Source organism: Microbacterium sp. ZKA21 (assembly GCF_050434165.1).
Classification (GTDB): Bacteria; Actinomycetota; Actinomycetes; order Actinomycetales; family Microbacteriaceae; genus Microbacterium.
In genome coordinates this window covers 22348-36314 of the sequence record NZ_JBNPVV010000004.1, presented here as the reverse complement: position 1 = coordinate 36314, position 13967 = coordinate 22348, and the positions used below count along the sequence as shown (strand labels likewise).

Sequence of the window (13967 nt, the reverse complement as noted above, 5' to 3'; positions counted from 1 at the left end):
TCGACACGGCGTTCATCGACGGATTCATGACGCGCTCTGGTGTCAGAACCACCGTGACCGGTTACCCTGGGCTTATGTCGGAACTGCAAGTGGTCGAACTGTCTGCTGCGACGATCGTCGCCGTCAACAACCTGTCCCTGAAGCCTGGGCAAGAGCAGTTCCTCGCCCCGGTCTCGTACGGGATCGCCGCCACGGTGATCAACCCGAAGACCTCCTGGCAGCGCGTCGTGCTCGACCGCAACGAGGTCGTCGGCTTCGTCAGCGCGAACTTCGACCCCGAAGCGCCGGAGGAGCACTTCCGCTCCGTGCTCTGGCGGATCAACGTCGACGCCGACGACCAGGGCCGCGGCGTCGGCCGCTTCGCGGTCGAGGCACTCGTCGAGGAAGCGCGCAAGCGCGGCTTCGATCACGTCGATGTCATCTACGAAGCGGGCGAGGGCGGTCCAGAGGCCTTCTTCAACCGCGTCGGCTTCTCGCCCGTCGGCGAGACCGAGTACGGCGAGGTCATCGCCGAGATCCGCATCGACTCCTGAGACCGGCGGCGGGGCCTCGGATCCCCTCCCCCACCGAGACCCCGTCGCCTCCTTCTCCGTGCCCGAACGGCGCGGAGAAGGTCAGCGCGCGTTCCCGCCGTTGCCCGAGCCCGGCCGCTCGCGCCAGGCCGCGATGGCGGATGCCGCGGCGGCTGCGGCGCGATCGAGCGCATCGGCCGAGAGCGTGATGACCTGCTGTGCGGCATCCTGCCAGCCCTGGCCGGGCGGGGTGCGCTCTCCGGCGGCGGCATGCGCGGCTTCCTCTGCATCGTCGAACGCGCGCTCCAGACGCACGACCGCAAGCCGATAGGCGGTGAACTCGGCCGGTGCGACCTTCCCCGGCGCCGGGCGATTCTGCTGCGCCTGCTCGAGGGCTGCGAGGAACGCCGCCGTCGCCGGAGCATGCGCGTCGCTCATGGTCGGATACGCGATGAGTCGCGCCGGGTCCGTCTCGTACTGCATCCATCGCACGAGCACGGTGTCGTGCTGTGCGCGCAGCCGCTCCAGGGGCGTCGGCTCCGACCTCGACGGGATCTCCGTGCGTGCAGCGGCCACCCGGACGCGCAGCGCCTTGACGGCGGCTGAAGACGCCTTCGCATCGCGCTGTGCCGTCTGCAGGTCGCGTCGAGCACGGTTGACGTCCTCCAGGCTCGCCCGCGATGCAGCACGATCGGCGGACATCCGCGCGAGATCCGCTCTGGCGACGCGTGCCGCGTTCTGCGCCGCGGTCGCCGCCGCGACCGCCTCACGCAGTTCGATCCTCGCCGCGTCGTACGCGAGCCGTCGTTCGGCGTTCACTCGGTGCACTCCCCACGCCCCGACCCCCACGGCGCCGGCAACCGCAGGCACCGCCCACCAGAACTCGGCCAGCAGCAGGGGGTCCATGTCCTTCATGCTAACCGGGGGCGGATGCCGAAGCATCCGCCCCCGGTCAGGCATCAGACCAGTGTCTCCTGCCAGGCCGCGTGCAGCTGGGCGAACTTGCCCGTGCCGCCGATGAGCGCAGCAGGGGTGTCGTCCTCGATGATCCTGCCGTGCTCCATCACGAGCACACGGTCGGCGATCGCGACCGTCGACAACCGGTGCGCGATGATGATCGCCGTGCGGTCGGCGAGCAGGGTCTGCAGTGCGTCCTGGATGAGCCGCTCGGACGGGATGTCCAGCGACGCCGTCGCCTCATCGAGGATCAGCACCGCCGGGTCGGCGAGGAACGCACGCGCGAACGAGATCAGCTGACGCTGACCGGCCGACACGCGGCCACCGCGCTTGTTGACGTCCGTGCTGTAGCCGTCCGGCAGCGAGGAGATGAACTCGTCGGCGCCGACCGCCTTCGCGGCAGCCCTGATCTCGTCCAGCGTCGCATCCGGCTTGCCGAGCGCGATGTTGTCCGCGACCGTCCCGCTGAACAGGTAGGCCTCCTGCGTCACCATGACGATGGCGCGGCGCAGATCCTTCGGGTGCAGCGAGCGCAGATCCACATCGTCCAGCGTCACGCGCCCCTTCGACGGGTCGTAGAAGCGCGAGATCAGCTTCGCCAGGGTCGACTTGCCCGCACCGGTGGTGCCGACCAGCGCGATGGTCTGACCGGCCGGGATGTCGAGCGAGAAGTTCGGCAGGATCGTCTTCTCGCCGTTGTACCCGAAGGTGACCTCATCGAACGAGATGTGCCCGCGCGACTCCCACAGGTCGACAGGCTTCGTCGGATCCGGAACGGTGGGCACCTCCTCGAGGACACCCGAGACCTTCTCCAGCGCAGCCGTCGCCGACTGGTAGGAGTTCAGGAACATCGCGATCTCCTGCATCGGCGCGAAGAAGTTGCGCACGTACAGCACCGCGCTCAGCAGCACGCCGACGCCGATCGCACCGGTCGACACGCGAACCCCGCCCCACAGCACGACGAGCGCGGTCGTGAAGGCCGCAACGGCCATGAGCCCCGGCTCGAACGTGCCGAACAGCACCATCGACCGGCGGTTGACGTCACGGTAATCGCCCGCGAGCTTCTGGAACGTCTTATCGTTGCGCGGCTCCTTGCGGAACGACTTGACGGCGCGGATGCCGGTCATGGTCTCCACGAACTGCACGATGACCTTCGCGCTGATCACCCGCGACTCGCGGTACACCAGTTGCGATCGCGAGTAGAACCAGCGCATCAGCAGCATCAGCGGGACGCCGGCGAGCAGCAGGATGACTCCCGACTGCCAGTCCCACACGACGAGCGCGATGAACGTGAACGCGCCGAACAGCACGCCGGAGACGAGGTTGTTCAGCCCGCCGTCGAGCAGTTCGCGGATCGAGTCAAGATCGCTCGTCTGGCGGGAGATGATTCGTCCGGAGGTGTACGACTCGTGGAACTCAAGACTCAGCCGCTGCGTGTGCAGGAAGATGCGCTTGCGCAGATCCAGCAGCACGGCCTGGGTGATGCGGGCCGCGATGACGACGTACCAGCCGATCAGCGCCGCGGCGGCGGCACCGGCGAACAGGTAGACGCCGGTGACGACGATCGCCGGCATCCAGTCCGCCTCGTTCAGCAGTCTGGGCAGGGCGTTGTCCAACCCGATGCCGATGAGGATCGGGCCGGACACCTGCAGCGCGGTCGAGATGACGAGCACCACGGCGGCGAGCGTGATCCGACCGCGCAGCGGCGCGACGAGCGTACCGAGCAGGCGCAGCGAACGCTGCCGGATGGCGCGGCTCTCCTCGCGGGTGTAGTTCGAGCGATCCTCGCCCTGGGTTCCGGTGAGGGTCATGCCTGCACCTCCTCGTCCTCGGTGGCCGATCCTTCCGTGGCGAGCATCTCCTCGGTGATGATCGGAATGGTGCCCGTGCGAGCCGCTTCCTCCGCCTCGAGGCTCGAGATCACGTGCCGGTAGTGCGCGCTCGTCTTCAGCAGGTCGGAGTGCGTGCCGACGGCGGTGACTCTGCCCGCCTCCAGCAGCGCGACCCGGTCGGCCAGCGCCACGGTCGACGGCCGGTGCGCGACGATCAGGGCCGTCGTCTCGGCGAGGACGTGCCGCAGGGCCTCCTCCACGAGCGCCTCGGTGTCGACGTCGAGCGCCGAAAGCGGGTCGTCGAGCACGAGCACCTTCGGCGCAGCGGCGACCGCGCGTGCGAGAGCAAGACGCTGCCGCTGGCCGCCGGAGAGGCTCAGACCCTCTTCACCGATGACTGTCTCGGTGCCCTCGGGCAGCGTGTCGACGAAGCCGGCCTGGGCGACGTCGAGCGCCTCGCGGAGCACGCGCTCTCCCTCGTCGCTGTTCGGATCGAGATCGGCGCGGCCGAGCAGCACGTTCTCGCGGACGGTCGCCGAGAACAGCGTCGCGTCCTCGAACGCCATCGCGACGTGCGTGCGCAGCTCGGCCAGGGGGAGCTCGCGCACGTCGACGCCGTCCAGCGTCACGCGACCACCCGTGACGTCGTACAGGCGCGCCGGCAGCGTGGTGAGCGTCGTCTTTCCCGAACCGGTGAGTCCTACCAGCGCCATGGTCTCGCCGGGGCGCAGGACGAGGTCGATGCCGTCGAGCAGGTCGCGCTCGGCGGCCCCGGCATCCTGGTAGCGGAAGTGCGCGTTCTCGAACGCGAGCTCTCCGCGGGGCTCGGCGATGTGCACCGGGTTCGCCGGGTCGGTGATCGTGTTCGTCTCGTTGAAGATGTCGAACACGCGATCGGTCGCGGTGCGGGCGTCGAGCATGAACGAGAACAGGAAGCCGATCGACTCGATCGGCCACCGCAGCACGGTCGCCATCGCGAAGAACGCGAACAGCTGCGGCAGGTCGATCGCGCCCTGCCAGACCAGCCAGATACCGGTGATGAGGCTCAGGCCGAAGGCGACCTGCGGCATGAGATCCAACCAGAACCAGATCTTGCCGACGGCACGGGCCTTGTTGAGCTCGGTCTCCCTGAGCGTCTCGGCCTGCGAGCTGAACCGGCGAAGGGCGTGCTGTCCACGCCCGAAGGCCTTGAGCACGCGGATGCCGTGGACGCTCTCCTCCACGCTCGTGGCGAGGTCGCCGGCCTGATCCTGGCTCTGCCTGGCGAGGGCGCCGTAGCGCTTCTCGAAGAGATAGCCCTGGATCCACATCGGCACGCCGGTGACGAGGAAGATGACGCCCAGCAGCCAATGCCACTGGAACAGCAGCACCGAGCCGATGATGATGGTCAGGATGTTGACGACCAACAGGATCAGCCCGAACGCGATCCACCGCCGGATCAGGCCGATGTCCTGCATCATGCGGCTGAGCAGCTGGCCGGACTGCCAGCGGTCGTGGAATGCGACCGGCAGGGTCTGCAGGCGCGCGTAGATCTCCGACCGCATGCGGTACTCGACCTCGGTGGCTGGGGTCAGCACGAACCAGCGGCGCAGCCACACCATGGCGGCCTCGCCGAAGCCGAGCAGCAGCACGACGGCGGCACCGCCGACGATCAGACCCATGTTGACCGTGCCGGTGTCGTCGTCGAGGCCGCGCACGACCCGCTCGAGGACGATCGGCACCATCAGCGCGATGACCGCGGCGGCGAGGGCGCTTCCGGCACCGCCGACGAGGCGCCAGACGATGGGACGGACGAAGGGCTTCAGGCGCCAGAGGGCGGCTGGAGTGGAGAGAGAGGCGGACGAAGGAGGGGTGTGCGTAGCAGGCGTGGCAGACATGACTCTCAGAAGTGACGAGGCGAGAAGAGGTGACGAAGAGGGGCGCCGACGGTGATCACCGCGGCGACGGAGAAGCGGAGACGGGTGCGGAACTACCCGCGGCGGATCGCCACACGGATACCCGGGGCGAAGACCTGTGCGACGGCGATCGAGATCATGATGTCCTCCTCGGGTTCAGTGATGCCGCCCGGTCGGCGCGACAGCCCTCCAGCCTATGCCTGTGAACCGGCTGAGTGCAATACTTCGCGGGGACGAAATGAATCGTGTCAGTCAGGCCGCGGCTTCGCGCGCCAGCAGGGACTCCTTCACATCGAGGCCCCACGCGAAGCCGCCGAGCGTCCCATCGGTCCGGAGCACCCGGTGGCACGGCACGAACAGCGCCGGTGCGTTGCGGGCGCAGATGGATGCCGCGGCGCGGACCGCCCCTGGCTGCCCGAGCGCCGCGGCGAATCCCGTGTAGGTGAGGGGGTCGCCCGCTTCGATCCGCCGCAGCGCGGCCCAGCCGCGCAACTGCATCTGAGTGCCGGACTGGGCGACGCGGACGGCGTCGATCGCCGCGAGGTCGCCACCGTAGTAGGCCAGCGCGGCGTCCGCGGCATCCGTCTTCCCGGGCCGCACGTCGGAGGGTCGGCCGGTCGCAGCCAACCGTCCGAGGATCTCATCCCGGTCTGCCGTCCAGCCCGACGCCAGCACGCGCTGCTCGTCGTCGGCGAGGATCGTGAAGGCCCCGTCCGGAGTGTCGATGGTCTGGATGATCGCGGTCATGAGGACTCCTCGGTTCGGATCGGGCGGGTTCGGATCGGGCGGGTTCTGGTGGGGCGCACCGGCGCCGCACGCCACAGATGGGCGGTGAGGTAGCTGCGCCACGGGGCGGTGCGGCCCGCCCAGACGGTCAGGCCTGCCGGGTCCGCGGGGATGCCGAGGGCGGCGGCACCGGCGCGCACCGCGACGTCGCCTGGGAGGAAGACGTCGGGATCGCCGAGCACCCGCATGCCGACGTAGTCGGCTGTCCAGGGTCCGATCCCCGGCATGGCGATGAGCGCCGCACGCTGCTCCGCCGCGTCGTCGCCGACCGTGAGGCGCAGGCTGCCGTCGGCCAGGGATGCCGCGGCGTGAGTGATCGCGCGGATGCGCGCCGCCGGCCCCCGGAGCACCTCGGCACCGCGCTCGGCGATCGCCGTCATGGTGGGGAACAGGATGCCTTGGTCACCGCTCTCCGAGCCTGTCGACGCCTCGCCCAGAGCATCGGCGAGCGAGGTGAGCGCTGTGCGTGCCGCCACGACCGTGATCTGCTGACCGACCATCGCGCGGATCAGCATCTCGTGCGGGTCGGCCGCACCGGGGACGCGGATGCCGGGGGTGCGCGCCACCGCGTCCGCGAGCTCCGGATGCGCCGACAGCGCGGCATCCACCGCCATCGGGTCGGCATCGAGATCGAACAGCCGGCGCGCCGTCGCGACCAGCGGCGTGAGATCGCCCAGCCTGGTGACCCGCGCGCGCAGGCGGAGTCGCCCGTCCTGCTCGCGGATCTCGAACCAGGCGGGCCCGCCCGGCATCCGCAGGTGACGGGCGAAAGACGTCGGTGTGGCCTGTTCCACGCCAGGCAGCGCCCGCGCGGACATCCATGCGAAGATTCCTGCGGCGTCGAGCGGCTCGCGATGCGGCAGCAGCAGATCGATCTCGCCCGGGGCGCACGCCCCGGTGCGGTGGCGTCGTGCCCGCAACTCGGAGGGCGTCATGCCGAACACCTCGCGGATCGTGTCCCCCGCCTGCCTGATGCTGGCGAAACCGGCGGAGAACACGACGTCGGCGATGGGCATGTCCGTGCCGACGAGCAGCATCCGCGCCGTGTGGGCCCGGTGCGCTCTGGCGAGGGCGAGCGGGCCGGCTCCGAGTTCGGTGGTGAGCAGCCGGGTGAGGTGGCGGCTCGAATACCCCAGCCGGGCGGCGAGCCCCGGTACGCCCTCGCGCTCGACGACGCCGTCCGCGATCAGACGCATGGCGCGCGCCGCGGCGTCGCCGCGCAGGTTCCACTCCGGTGAGCCCGGTGCCGCCTCGGGGAGGCATCGCTTGCAGGCCCGGTAGCCGGCCTCGTGGGCTGCCGCGCTGGTCGGGAAGAACGTGACGTTCTCGGGCTTCGGAGTACGGGCTGGGCAGCTGGGCCGGCAGTAGATCCGGGTCGAGCGGACCGCCGTGACGAACTGCCCGTCGAAGCGGACATCGCGTGCGTCGATGGCGCGGTACCGCTCATCGAAGGTCATCACCGGAAGGCTCATGCCTCAACCCTGACACGTCCGGATGCCGCGTGCGCGCGGAAATCGGACATGGCGGTCGAAGCTCGGTCCCGCACGCCGCGCCCCCGCGTGTCCTGGTCGATGCGCGGCGGCGCCGCCATCACCCGCAGAAACCAGGACACCCCCGGCGAATGCACGCCGGGGGTGTCCGCAGAAGCACGGGGATCAGTGGAAGAAGTGGCGTTCCCCCGTGAAGAACATCGTGACACCGGCGGCCTTCGCCGCAGCGACGACCTCGTCATCGCGCACCGATCCGCCGGGCTGCACGATGGTGGTGATCCCGGCATCCAGGAGCACCTGCGGCCCGTCGGCGAATGGGAAGAACGCGTCGGATGCCGCGACCGAGCCGGCCGCCCGGTCACCGGCGCGCTCGACCGCGAGACGGCACGAGTCGACGCGATTGACCTGGCCCATGCCGATGCCGACCGTCGCGTTTCCCTTGGCCAGCACGATGGCGTTGGACTTGACCGCACGGCAGGCCTTCCAGGCGAAGATGAGGTTCTCCATCTCCTCCTCGGCCGGACGCTCGCCCGAGACGAGTTCCCAGTTCTTCGCCACGGACTCGATGTCGTCCGGGAACCGGTCGGCGTCCTGCAGCAGCAGACCGCCGGAGACGAGGCGCACATCCATCTGCTCCTGACGCCAGTCGGCGGGCAGCTGCAGCAGGCGCAGGTTCTTCTTCGCTTTGAAGACCTCGAGCGCCGCCGGCTCGAACGCCGGGGCGACGATGACCTCGGTGAAGATGTCCTTGAGATTCTCGGCCATCTTGAGCGTCACGGTGCCGTTGGTGGCGATCACGCCGCCGTAGGCCGACACGGGATCGCACTCGTGCGCGCGCAGGTGGGCGCTGGCGATCGGGTCGAGCGCGTTGGGCGCCGTGGTCGCGATGCCGCACGGGTTGGCGTGCTTGACGATCGCGACGGCCGGCAGCACCATGTCGAACGCGGCGCGCAGCGCGGCATCCGCGTCGACGTAGTTGTTGTACGACATCTCCTTGCCCTGCAGCTGCACCGCCTGGGCGATGCCGTGCCCGCCGACGCGCGAGTAGATCGCGCCGCGCTGGTGCGAGTTCTCGCCGTAGCGCAGGGTGGCGAGGCGCTCGGCCTTGATGGTCAGATGAGCGGGCAGCTCACCGCCGTCGGAGAGCGTGCCCTCGGCGAACCAGGCGGCGACGGCGGTGTCGTACGCGGCGGTGTGCGCGAACGCACGGGCGGCCAGCTCGCGCCGCTGCGAATGCGTGGTGCCGCCGTTCGCGACGGCCTCGACGATCGCGGGGTACGACTCCGGCGAGACGACGATCGCGACGTTCGCATGGTTCTTCGCGGATGCGCGCACCATGGCGGGTCCGCCGATGTCGATCTGTTCCACGACGTCGTCGCCGACGGCTCCGGAGGCGACGGTCTCGACGAACGGGTAGAGGTTCACGACGACGAGCTCGAACGGCGCGATCTCGAGATCGGCGAGCTGGCGCTCGTGGTCGGCCAGACGCAGGTCGGCCAGCAGGCCGCCGTGGATGCTGGGGTGGAGGGTCTTGACGCGGCCGTCGAGCATCTCGGCCACACCGGTGACGGCCGCGACGTCGGTGACGTCGTATCCGGCATCCCGGATGGTCGCCGCAGTCGAGCCGGTCGACACGATCTCGACGCCGGCGTCTGCGAGCGCCGCGGCGAGCACCAGCAGGTCGGTCTTGTCGCTCACCGACACCAGCGCGCGCCGGATCGGGACGATGTCGCGGTCACGGTAGAGAGAGGGGTCGTGGCGGGGGCCGGCCATGGAGGGCTCCTTCGTGCGTCGGGGGCGTCGGGTATCAGGAAGCGGTGGTCAGATCGATCTCGCCGGTCGCGACGGCGCGGACGACCTCGATCAGGAGGCGCCGCTCGACGGGCTTGATGCGTTCGTGCAGAGCGTGCTCGGTGTCGCCGGGGTGCACCATGACGCGCTCCTGGGCCAGGATCGGCCCCGAGTCGACGCCGTCATCGACGACGATGACGCTCGCTCCGGTCTCGGTGACGCCGGCGGCGAGAGCATCGCGGACGCCGTGCGCACCAGGGAACTCCGGCAGGTACGCCGGGTGGGTGTTGATGATGTGCGGCGCGTAGCGCGCCACCAGGGAGGCCGGCAGCAGGCGCATGAGCCCGGACAGCACGATGAGATCCGGAGACCAGACCTCGAGCTGGCGTCCGAGTTCTTCGCCCCACTCGTCACGGGATGCGAAGGAACGGAACGGCACGGCGAAGCTCGGAATCCCGAACTCTTCGGCGTGCGCGAGACCGTCCGCATCGCGATCGGCACCGACGACGACGATGCGGGCGGGGAAATCGGGGTGGCGGGCGGCTTCGAGGAGGGCCCGAAGATTGGAGCCCGCGCCCGAGATGAGGACGGCGACCGTGAGCACCCGGTCAGTCTACCGGCGGTCGGGCGTGCCGCTGTCGCCGCGGTGCCCGCGGAAGAACTCGGACTCCTCGATCGGCGCCGTCTCGTCGTCGGGTGAGCCCGCCGCCGCTGACGCCCCTGCCGCGTGCGGTGCCGAAATCGGCTCGTCCACCGCGACCGGCGACATCCCCATCCGGGCGGTCCAGCGATCGGTGCGCTCCTCGGCCAGCTCGTCCCTGTTGCGCGGCGACAGCAGCAGGATGCCTGCGCCGACGAGCACCTCTGCGCCGATGGCCAGAGCGAACCAGCCGGGATGAGGGCCGACTTCGGCCAGGCGACCCGGCCCCATCGACCCGGAGGCAGCCAGTGCGGCGAGCGCCGCAACGGCGGCGGACAGCAGCGCGATGCCGACCGCGATCGCCGTGCGCGGCAGGACACCGACCGCGGACTGCTCCCAGACCAGACGCGAACGCACCATCCAGCCCGCCACCGCACCGGCGGCGACCGGGATCAGGACGACGATGAGCATCCAGACCGAGCTGTTCTCAGGGATCAGCCCGAAGATCGGGATGCCGGGGACGACGCCGAGCTGCGTGCTCGCCGGGGAGACGGCTGTGCCGACGCCCACGGCGAAGCCGGGACCCGCCAGCCAGGAAACCGCCCACACGACGGCCGTGGGCAGATACGCGAGGTGGCCGAGAGTGATGACCGTCACCCCGAGGGCGTCGACCCTGGCCGCTTCGAACAGCGTCACGACCTCGCTGCCGCGCAGCAGGACGGAGAGCGCGAGCGACAGCGCCCCGACGCCGGTGAGGATCACGGTGACGATCGCGGTGCCTCGCACGGTCTCGGCGACGACGGGCCCGTAGTCCCCCAGGGCATCGACCGCATCATGGATGCGATCGATGATTCCCCCATCGCCCTCGCGCCACGCCTCGACCACCGCACCGCCGAGAGCACCGGCGAGGTAGCAGATGGCGGGCAGCAGGATGCCGAGCACCGGGGAAGCGGTGACACCGGCGATGCGCGACGTCAGGGCGACGCCGACCGCGATCGCGGTGAAGGCGACGGTGCCGGAGAGCACTCCGATCCCCCAGGCGCCGGATCGCGCGGCCCGCCGTCCGGATCGGGCGGCGGCGACGAGCGTGAACAGCAGGAACACCATCGGTGTGACCGAGAGCGCGAACGCCGCGGCATCCGATCCGATCCCGACGGCGACGAGCATCTCATCGGACAGCGCGATCCCCAGCGGGACCGCGTGCCCGAATTGCCAGAGGAGCCCTGTCGCCGGCCAGAGGGCACCCCAGTCGGCCGCGCCGCCGAAGGCGAACGTCCAGAGCAGCGTCAGCGGCGCGAGCAGCACAGTCAGCCCCACGGCGGCCGCGATGGCGGCATCGACGGCGGCGAGGAGCGCGACGAGGAGGCGTTGCATGACTCAACGAGACTACGACGAGTTGCCGACAGTCCACCGGGGGCGCGCGCGACGCCCGCGACACGATAGCGTTTCTGCGGAGGTCCCCCCGATGACAACTGCCCCTGCGCCCGCTCAGACCCAGCCCGCGGAGCCGAAGAACGCTCTCGACCGGTTCTTCGAGATCACCAAACGCGGATCGACGATCGGCACCGAGATCCGCGGGGGTCTCGTCACCTTCGTGACGATGGCCTACATCGTGATCCTCAACCCGATCATCCTCTCCACCCCCGACGTCGCGGGCGAGATGCTGCCCGGCCCGGCGGTGGCGGCGGCGACCGCGCTGACCGCGGGTGTCATGACGGTGCTGTTCGGCGTCATCACCCGCCTGCCGTTCGCGTTCGCAGCAGGCCTGGGGATCAATGCGTTCCTGGCGTTCTCGGTGGTCGGATCCGTCACCTGGGCCGAGGCCATGGCCCTGGTCATGATCAACGGCGTCGTGATCGTACTGCTGGCCGCCACGGGGCTTCGCAAGATGATCTTCGACGCCGTGCCCGTGCAGCTCAAGCTCGCGATCACGGTCGGCATCGGCCTGTTCATCGCCTTCATCGGCTTCGTGAACGCCGGATTCGTCACGGCGACGGGCAACGCGTCCCCGCCGGTCGACCTCGGCGTCGGCGGCTCGGTCGCCAGCGTCCCGACGCTGCTGTTCGTCATCACGCTGCTGCTGGGCGGGGTGCTGATCGCTCTGCGCATCAAGGGCGCGATCCTGATCGCCCTCGTCGGCGGAACCGTCATCGGCGCACTCATCAACCTCATCTGGAAGGTGGAGGGCCTCGGCTTCGACTTCTCCGGCGGCATCGTCGGCCTGCCGGATCTCAGCCTCATCGGCGCAGTCGACTTCTCGTTCGACTTCGCCAAGGTCAGTTTCGTGGCGCTGGTGATGTTCGTGTTCACGCTCGTGTTCTCGAACTTCTTCGACGCCATGGGCACCATGACCGGTCTCGCCAAGGAGGCCGACCTCGCCGACGCGAAGGGCGACTTCCCGCGCATCAAATCGGCGCTGGTCGTCGAGGGCGTCGGTGCGATCGTCGGCGGTGGTACCTCTTCGTCCTCGGCCACGGTGTTCGTCGAGTCCGGCGCCGGCATCGGCGAAGGGGCGCGGACCGGTTTCGCGACCGTCATCACGGGCGGCCTGTTCCTGCTCGCGATGTTCTTCACGCCCCTGACGGCTCTGGTACCGGGCGCGATCGCCGGAGCCGCCCTCGTGCTCGTCGGAGCGATGATGCTGTCGCAGATCAAGAACATCGACTTCAGCGACTTCCGCGTGCTGCTGCCGGTGTTCCTCACGATCACGGTCATGCCGATGACCTACTCGATCGCCAACGGCATCGGCGCCGGCTTCGTGAGCTGGATCGTCGTGCACGCCCTGTCCGGCAAGGCCAAGACGATTCACCCGCTGCTGTGGATCGTCGGCATCGGCTTCGTGCTGTTCTTCGCCCGCGGCCCGATCGAGGCGGCCTTCGGCGTCGCCTGAGATTGAGATCACGACGGAGGGGCGGATGCTGCGGCATCCGCCCCTCCGTCGTCTCGTGCTGCGCAGTAGGCGGCGTACGCCGCGGCGATCTCTGGGGCCCATCCTGGCGAGAAACCACTTGCCGCGCGAGAAACCATCGCGGATGTGGTTTCTCACGCGCGGAGTGATTTCTCGCCGGGAGGCGCGGGCCTGGCTCCGCCCGAGACGCAACGAAGGCCCGGGGTGGAGCCCGGGCCTTCGTCTACAGCTTACCGCGTCAGAGCGATTCGACGATCTCGCGCATGAGAGCGGCGGTCTCGCTCGGCGTCTTGCCGACCTTGACACCGGCGGCCTCGAGGGCCTCCTTCTTGGCCTGCGCCGTACCGGCCGAGCCCGAGACGATGGCGCCGGCGTGGCCCATCGTCTTGCCCTCCGGTGCCGTGAAGCCCGCGACGTAGCCGACGACCGGCTTGGTCACGTTCGCCTTGATGTAATCCGCCGCGCGCTCCTCGGCGTCGCCGCCGATCTCGCCGATCATGACGATCGCCTTGGTCTCGGGGTCGGCCTCGAACGCGGCGAGCGCGTCGATGTGGGTCGTTCCGATGACCGGGTCGCCGCCGATGCCGATGGCGGTGGAGAAGCCCAGGTCGCGCAGCTCGAACATCATCTGGTACGTCAGGGTGCCCGACTTCGACACGAGGCCGATCGGCCCCTTGCCCGTGATGTTCGCCGGCGTGATGCCGACGAGCGCCTCACCCGGGGTGATGATGCCGGGGCAGTTCGGTCCGATGATGCGGGTCTTGTTGCCCTTGGACTGCGCGTACGCCCAGGCTTCGGCGCTGTCGCCGACCGGAACGCCCTCGGTGATGACCACCAGCAGCGGGATCTCGGCGTCGATGGCCTCGACCATCGCCGCCTTGGTGAAGGCGCCGGGGACGAAGGCGATCGACACGTCGGCGCCGGTCTCCTTGATGGCCTCCTCGACGGTGCCGAAGACGGGCAGCTCGACCGCGTTGCCGTCCTTGTCGGTGTGCGCGACCGTGGTGCCGGCCTTGCGGGCGTTGACGCCGCCGACGACCTGCGTGCCGGCCTTCAGCATCAGAGCGGTGTGCTTGGTGCCCTCGCCGCCGGTGATGCCCTGGACGATGACCTTGGAGTCCTTGTTGAGGTAGATCGACATTTCTCTGATTCCTTC

General features: G+C 69.6%; 11 protein-coding genes. 2 read left to right on the top strand and 9 right to left on the bottom strand.

The annotated features are described in order from the left end of the window. Positions 1-74: 74 nt before the first annotated feature. Positions 75-533 (top strand): GNAT family N-acetyltransferase, encoded by a 459-nt coding sequence (locus tag M2317_RS09760; protein ID WP_429459642.1) that lies wholly within the window; start codon positions 75-77, stop codon positions 531-533. 81 nt (positions 534-614) lie between these two features. Here M2317_RS09760 and M2317_RS09755 read toward each other — a convergent pair whose 3' ends face one another. The 8 genes from M2317_RS09755 to M2317_RS09720 all read right to left on the bottom strand — a co-directional run bounded on the left by M2317_RS09755 (position 615) and on the right by M2317_RS09720 (position 11277). Beyond that, entirely contained in the window at positions 615-1418 is an 804-nt protein-coding gene (locus M2317_RS09755; RefSeq protein ID WP_429459640.1) for a hypothetical protein, read from the bottom strand. Positions 1419-1471: 53 nt separating this feature from the next. Then, on the bottom strand, positions 1472-3280 hold the full coding sequence (locus M2317_RS09750) for an ABC transporter ATP-binding protein (protein ID WP_429459638.1): 1809 nt from the start codon (positions 3278-3280) through the stop codon (positions 1472-1474). Then, positions 3277-5178, bottom strand: coding sequence for an ABC transporter ATP-binding protein (locus M2317_RS09745; protein WP_429459636.1), 1902 nt, complete (start codon positions 5176-5178; stop codon positions 3277-3279). The genes M2317_RS09750 and M2317_RS09745 overlap by 4 nt, the downstream gene beginning before the upstream one ends. A 270-nt stretch (positions 5179-5448) precedes the next feature. Next, positions 5449-5943, bottom strand: coding sequence for a methylated-DNA--[protein]-cysteine S-methyltransferase (locus tag M2317_RS09740; RefSeq protein ID WP_429459634.1), 495 nt, complete (start codon positions 5941-5943; stop codon positions 5449-5451). Beyond that, positions 5940-7454, bottom strand: coding sequence for a DNA-3-methyladenine glycosylase 2 family protein (locus M2317_RS09735; protein WP_429459632.1), 1515 nt, complete (start codon positions 7452-7454; stop codon positions 5940-5942). Before M2317_RS09735 ends, M2317_RS09740 begins: the two co-directional genes overlap by 4 nt. Before the next feature lie 183 nt (positions 7455-7637). Continuing rightward, positions 7638-9245, bottom strand: coding sequence for a bifunctional phosphoribosylaminoimidazolecarboxamide formyltransferase/IMP cyclohydrolase (purH, locus tag M2317_RS09730; protein WP_429459630.1), 1608 nt, complete (start codon positions 9243-9245; stop codon positions 7638-7640). A 34-nt stretch (positions 9246-9279) separates the two neighbouring features. Then, positions 9280-9867: a phosphoribosylglycinamide formyltransferase gene (gene purN, locus M2317_RS09725; protein ID WP_429459628.1), complete on the bottom strand. Its 588-nt coding sequence runs from the start codon at positions 9865-9867 to the stop codon at positions 9280-9282. A 9-nt stretch (positions 9868-9876) separates the two neighbouring features. Then, positions 9877-11277 (bottom strand): cell division protein PerM, encoded by a 1401-nt coding sequence (locus M2317_RS09720; RefSeq protein WP_429459626.1) that lies wholly within the window; start codon positions 11275-11277, stop codon positions 9877-9879. A gap of 91 nt (positions 11278-11368) precedes the next feature. Here M2317_RS09720 and M2317_RS09715 point away from each other — a divergent pair, with 91 nt between their 5' ends. Next, positions 11369-12793 carry an NCS2 family permease gene (locus M2317_RS09715; protein WP_429459624.1) on the top strand — a complete coding sequence of 475 codons (1425 nt, stop codon included), beginning with the start codon at positions 11369-11371 and terminating at the stop codon, positions 12791-12793. Between the two features lie 256 nt (positions 12794-13049). Here the strand turns inward: M2317_RS09715 and sucD are convergent, their stop codons facing one another. Next, positions 13050-13952, bottom strand: a complete 903-nt coding sequence (sucD, locus tag M2317_RS09710; protein WP_429459622.1) for a succinate--CoA ligase subunit alpha — start codon at positions 13950-13952, stop codon at positions 13050-13052. Between the last annotated feature and the right edge of the window lie 15 nt (positions 13953-13967).

Excerpts from the sequence above, each read along its gene's own strand:
- M2317_RS09760 (WP_429459642.1), top strand. The coding sequence starts at position 75 with ATGTCGGAACTGCAAGTGGTCGAACTGTCTGCTGCGACGATCGTCGCC.
- M2317_RS09740 (WP_429459634.1), bottom strand. The coding sequence starts at position 5,943 with ATGACCGCGATCATCCAGACCATCGACACTCCGGACGGGGCCTTCACG.
- M2317_RS09720 (WP_429459626.1), bottom strand. The coding sequence starts at position 11,277 with ATGCAACGCCTCCTCGTCGCGCTCCTCGCCGCCGTCGATGCCGCCATC.
- purH (WP_429459630.1), bottom strand. The coding sequence starts at position 9,245 with ATGGCCGGCCCCCGCCACGACCCCTCTCTCTACCGTGACCGCGACATC.
- M2317_RS09745 (WP_429459636.1), bottom strand. The coding sequence starts at position 5,178 with ATGTCTGCCACGCCTGCTACGCACACCCCTCCTTCGTCCGCCTCTCTC.
- M2317_RS09715 (WP_429459624.1), top strand. The coding sequence starts at position 11,369 with ATGACAACTGCCCCTGCGCCCGCTCAGACCCAGCCCGCGGAGCCGAAG.
- sucD (WP_429459622.1), bottom strand. The coding sequence starts at position 13,952 with ATGTCGATCTACCTCAACAAGGACTCCAAGGTCATCGTCCAGGGCATC.
- M2317_RS09755 (WP_429459640.1), bottom strand. The coding sequence starts at position 1,418 with ATGGACCCCCTGCTGCTGGCCGAGTTCTGGTGGGCGGTGCCTGCGGTT.
- M2317_RS09735 (WP_429459632.1), bottom strand. The coding sequence starts at position 7,454 with ATGAGCCTTCCGGTGATGACCTTCGATGAGCGGTACCGCGCCATCGAC.
- M2317_RS09750 (WP_429459638.1), bottom strand. The coding sequence starts at position 3,280 with ATGACCCTCACCGGAACCCAGGGCGAGGATCGCTCGAACTACACCCGC.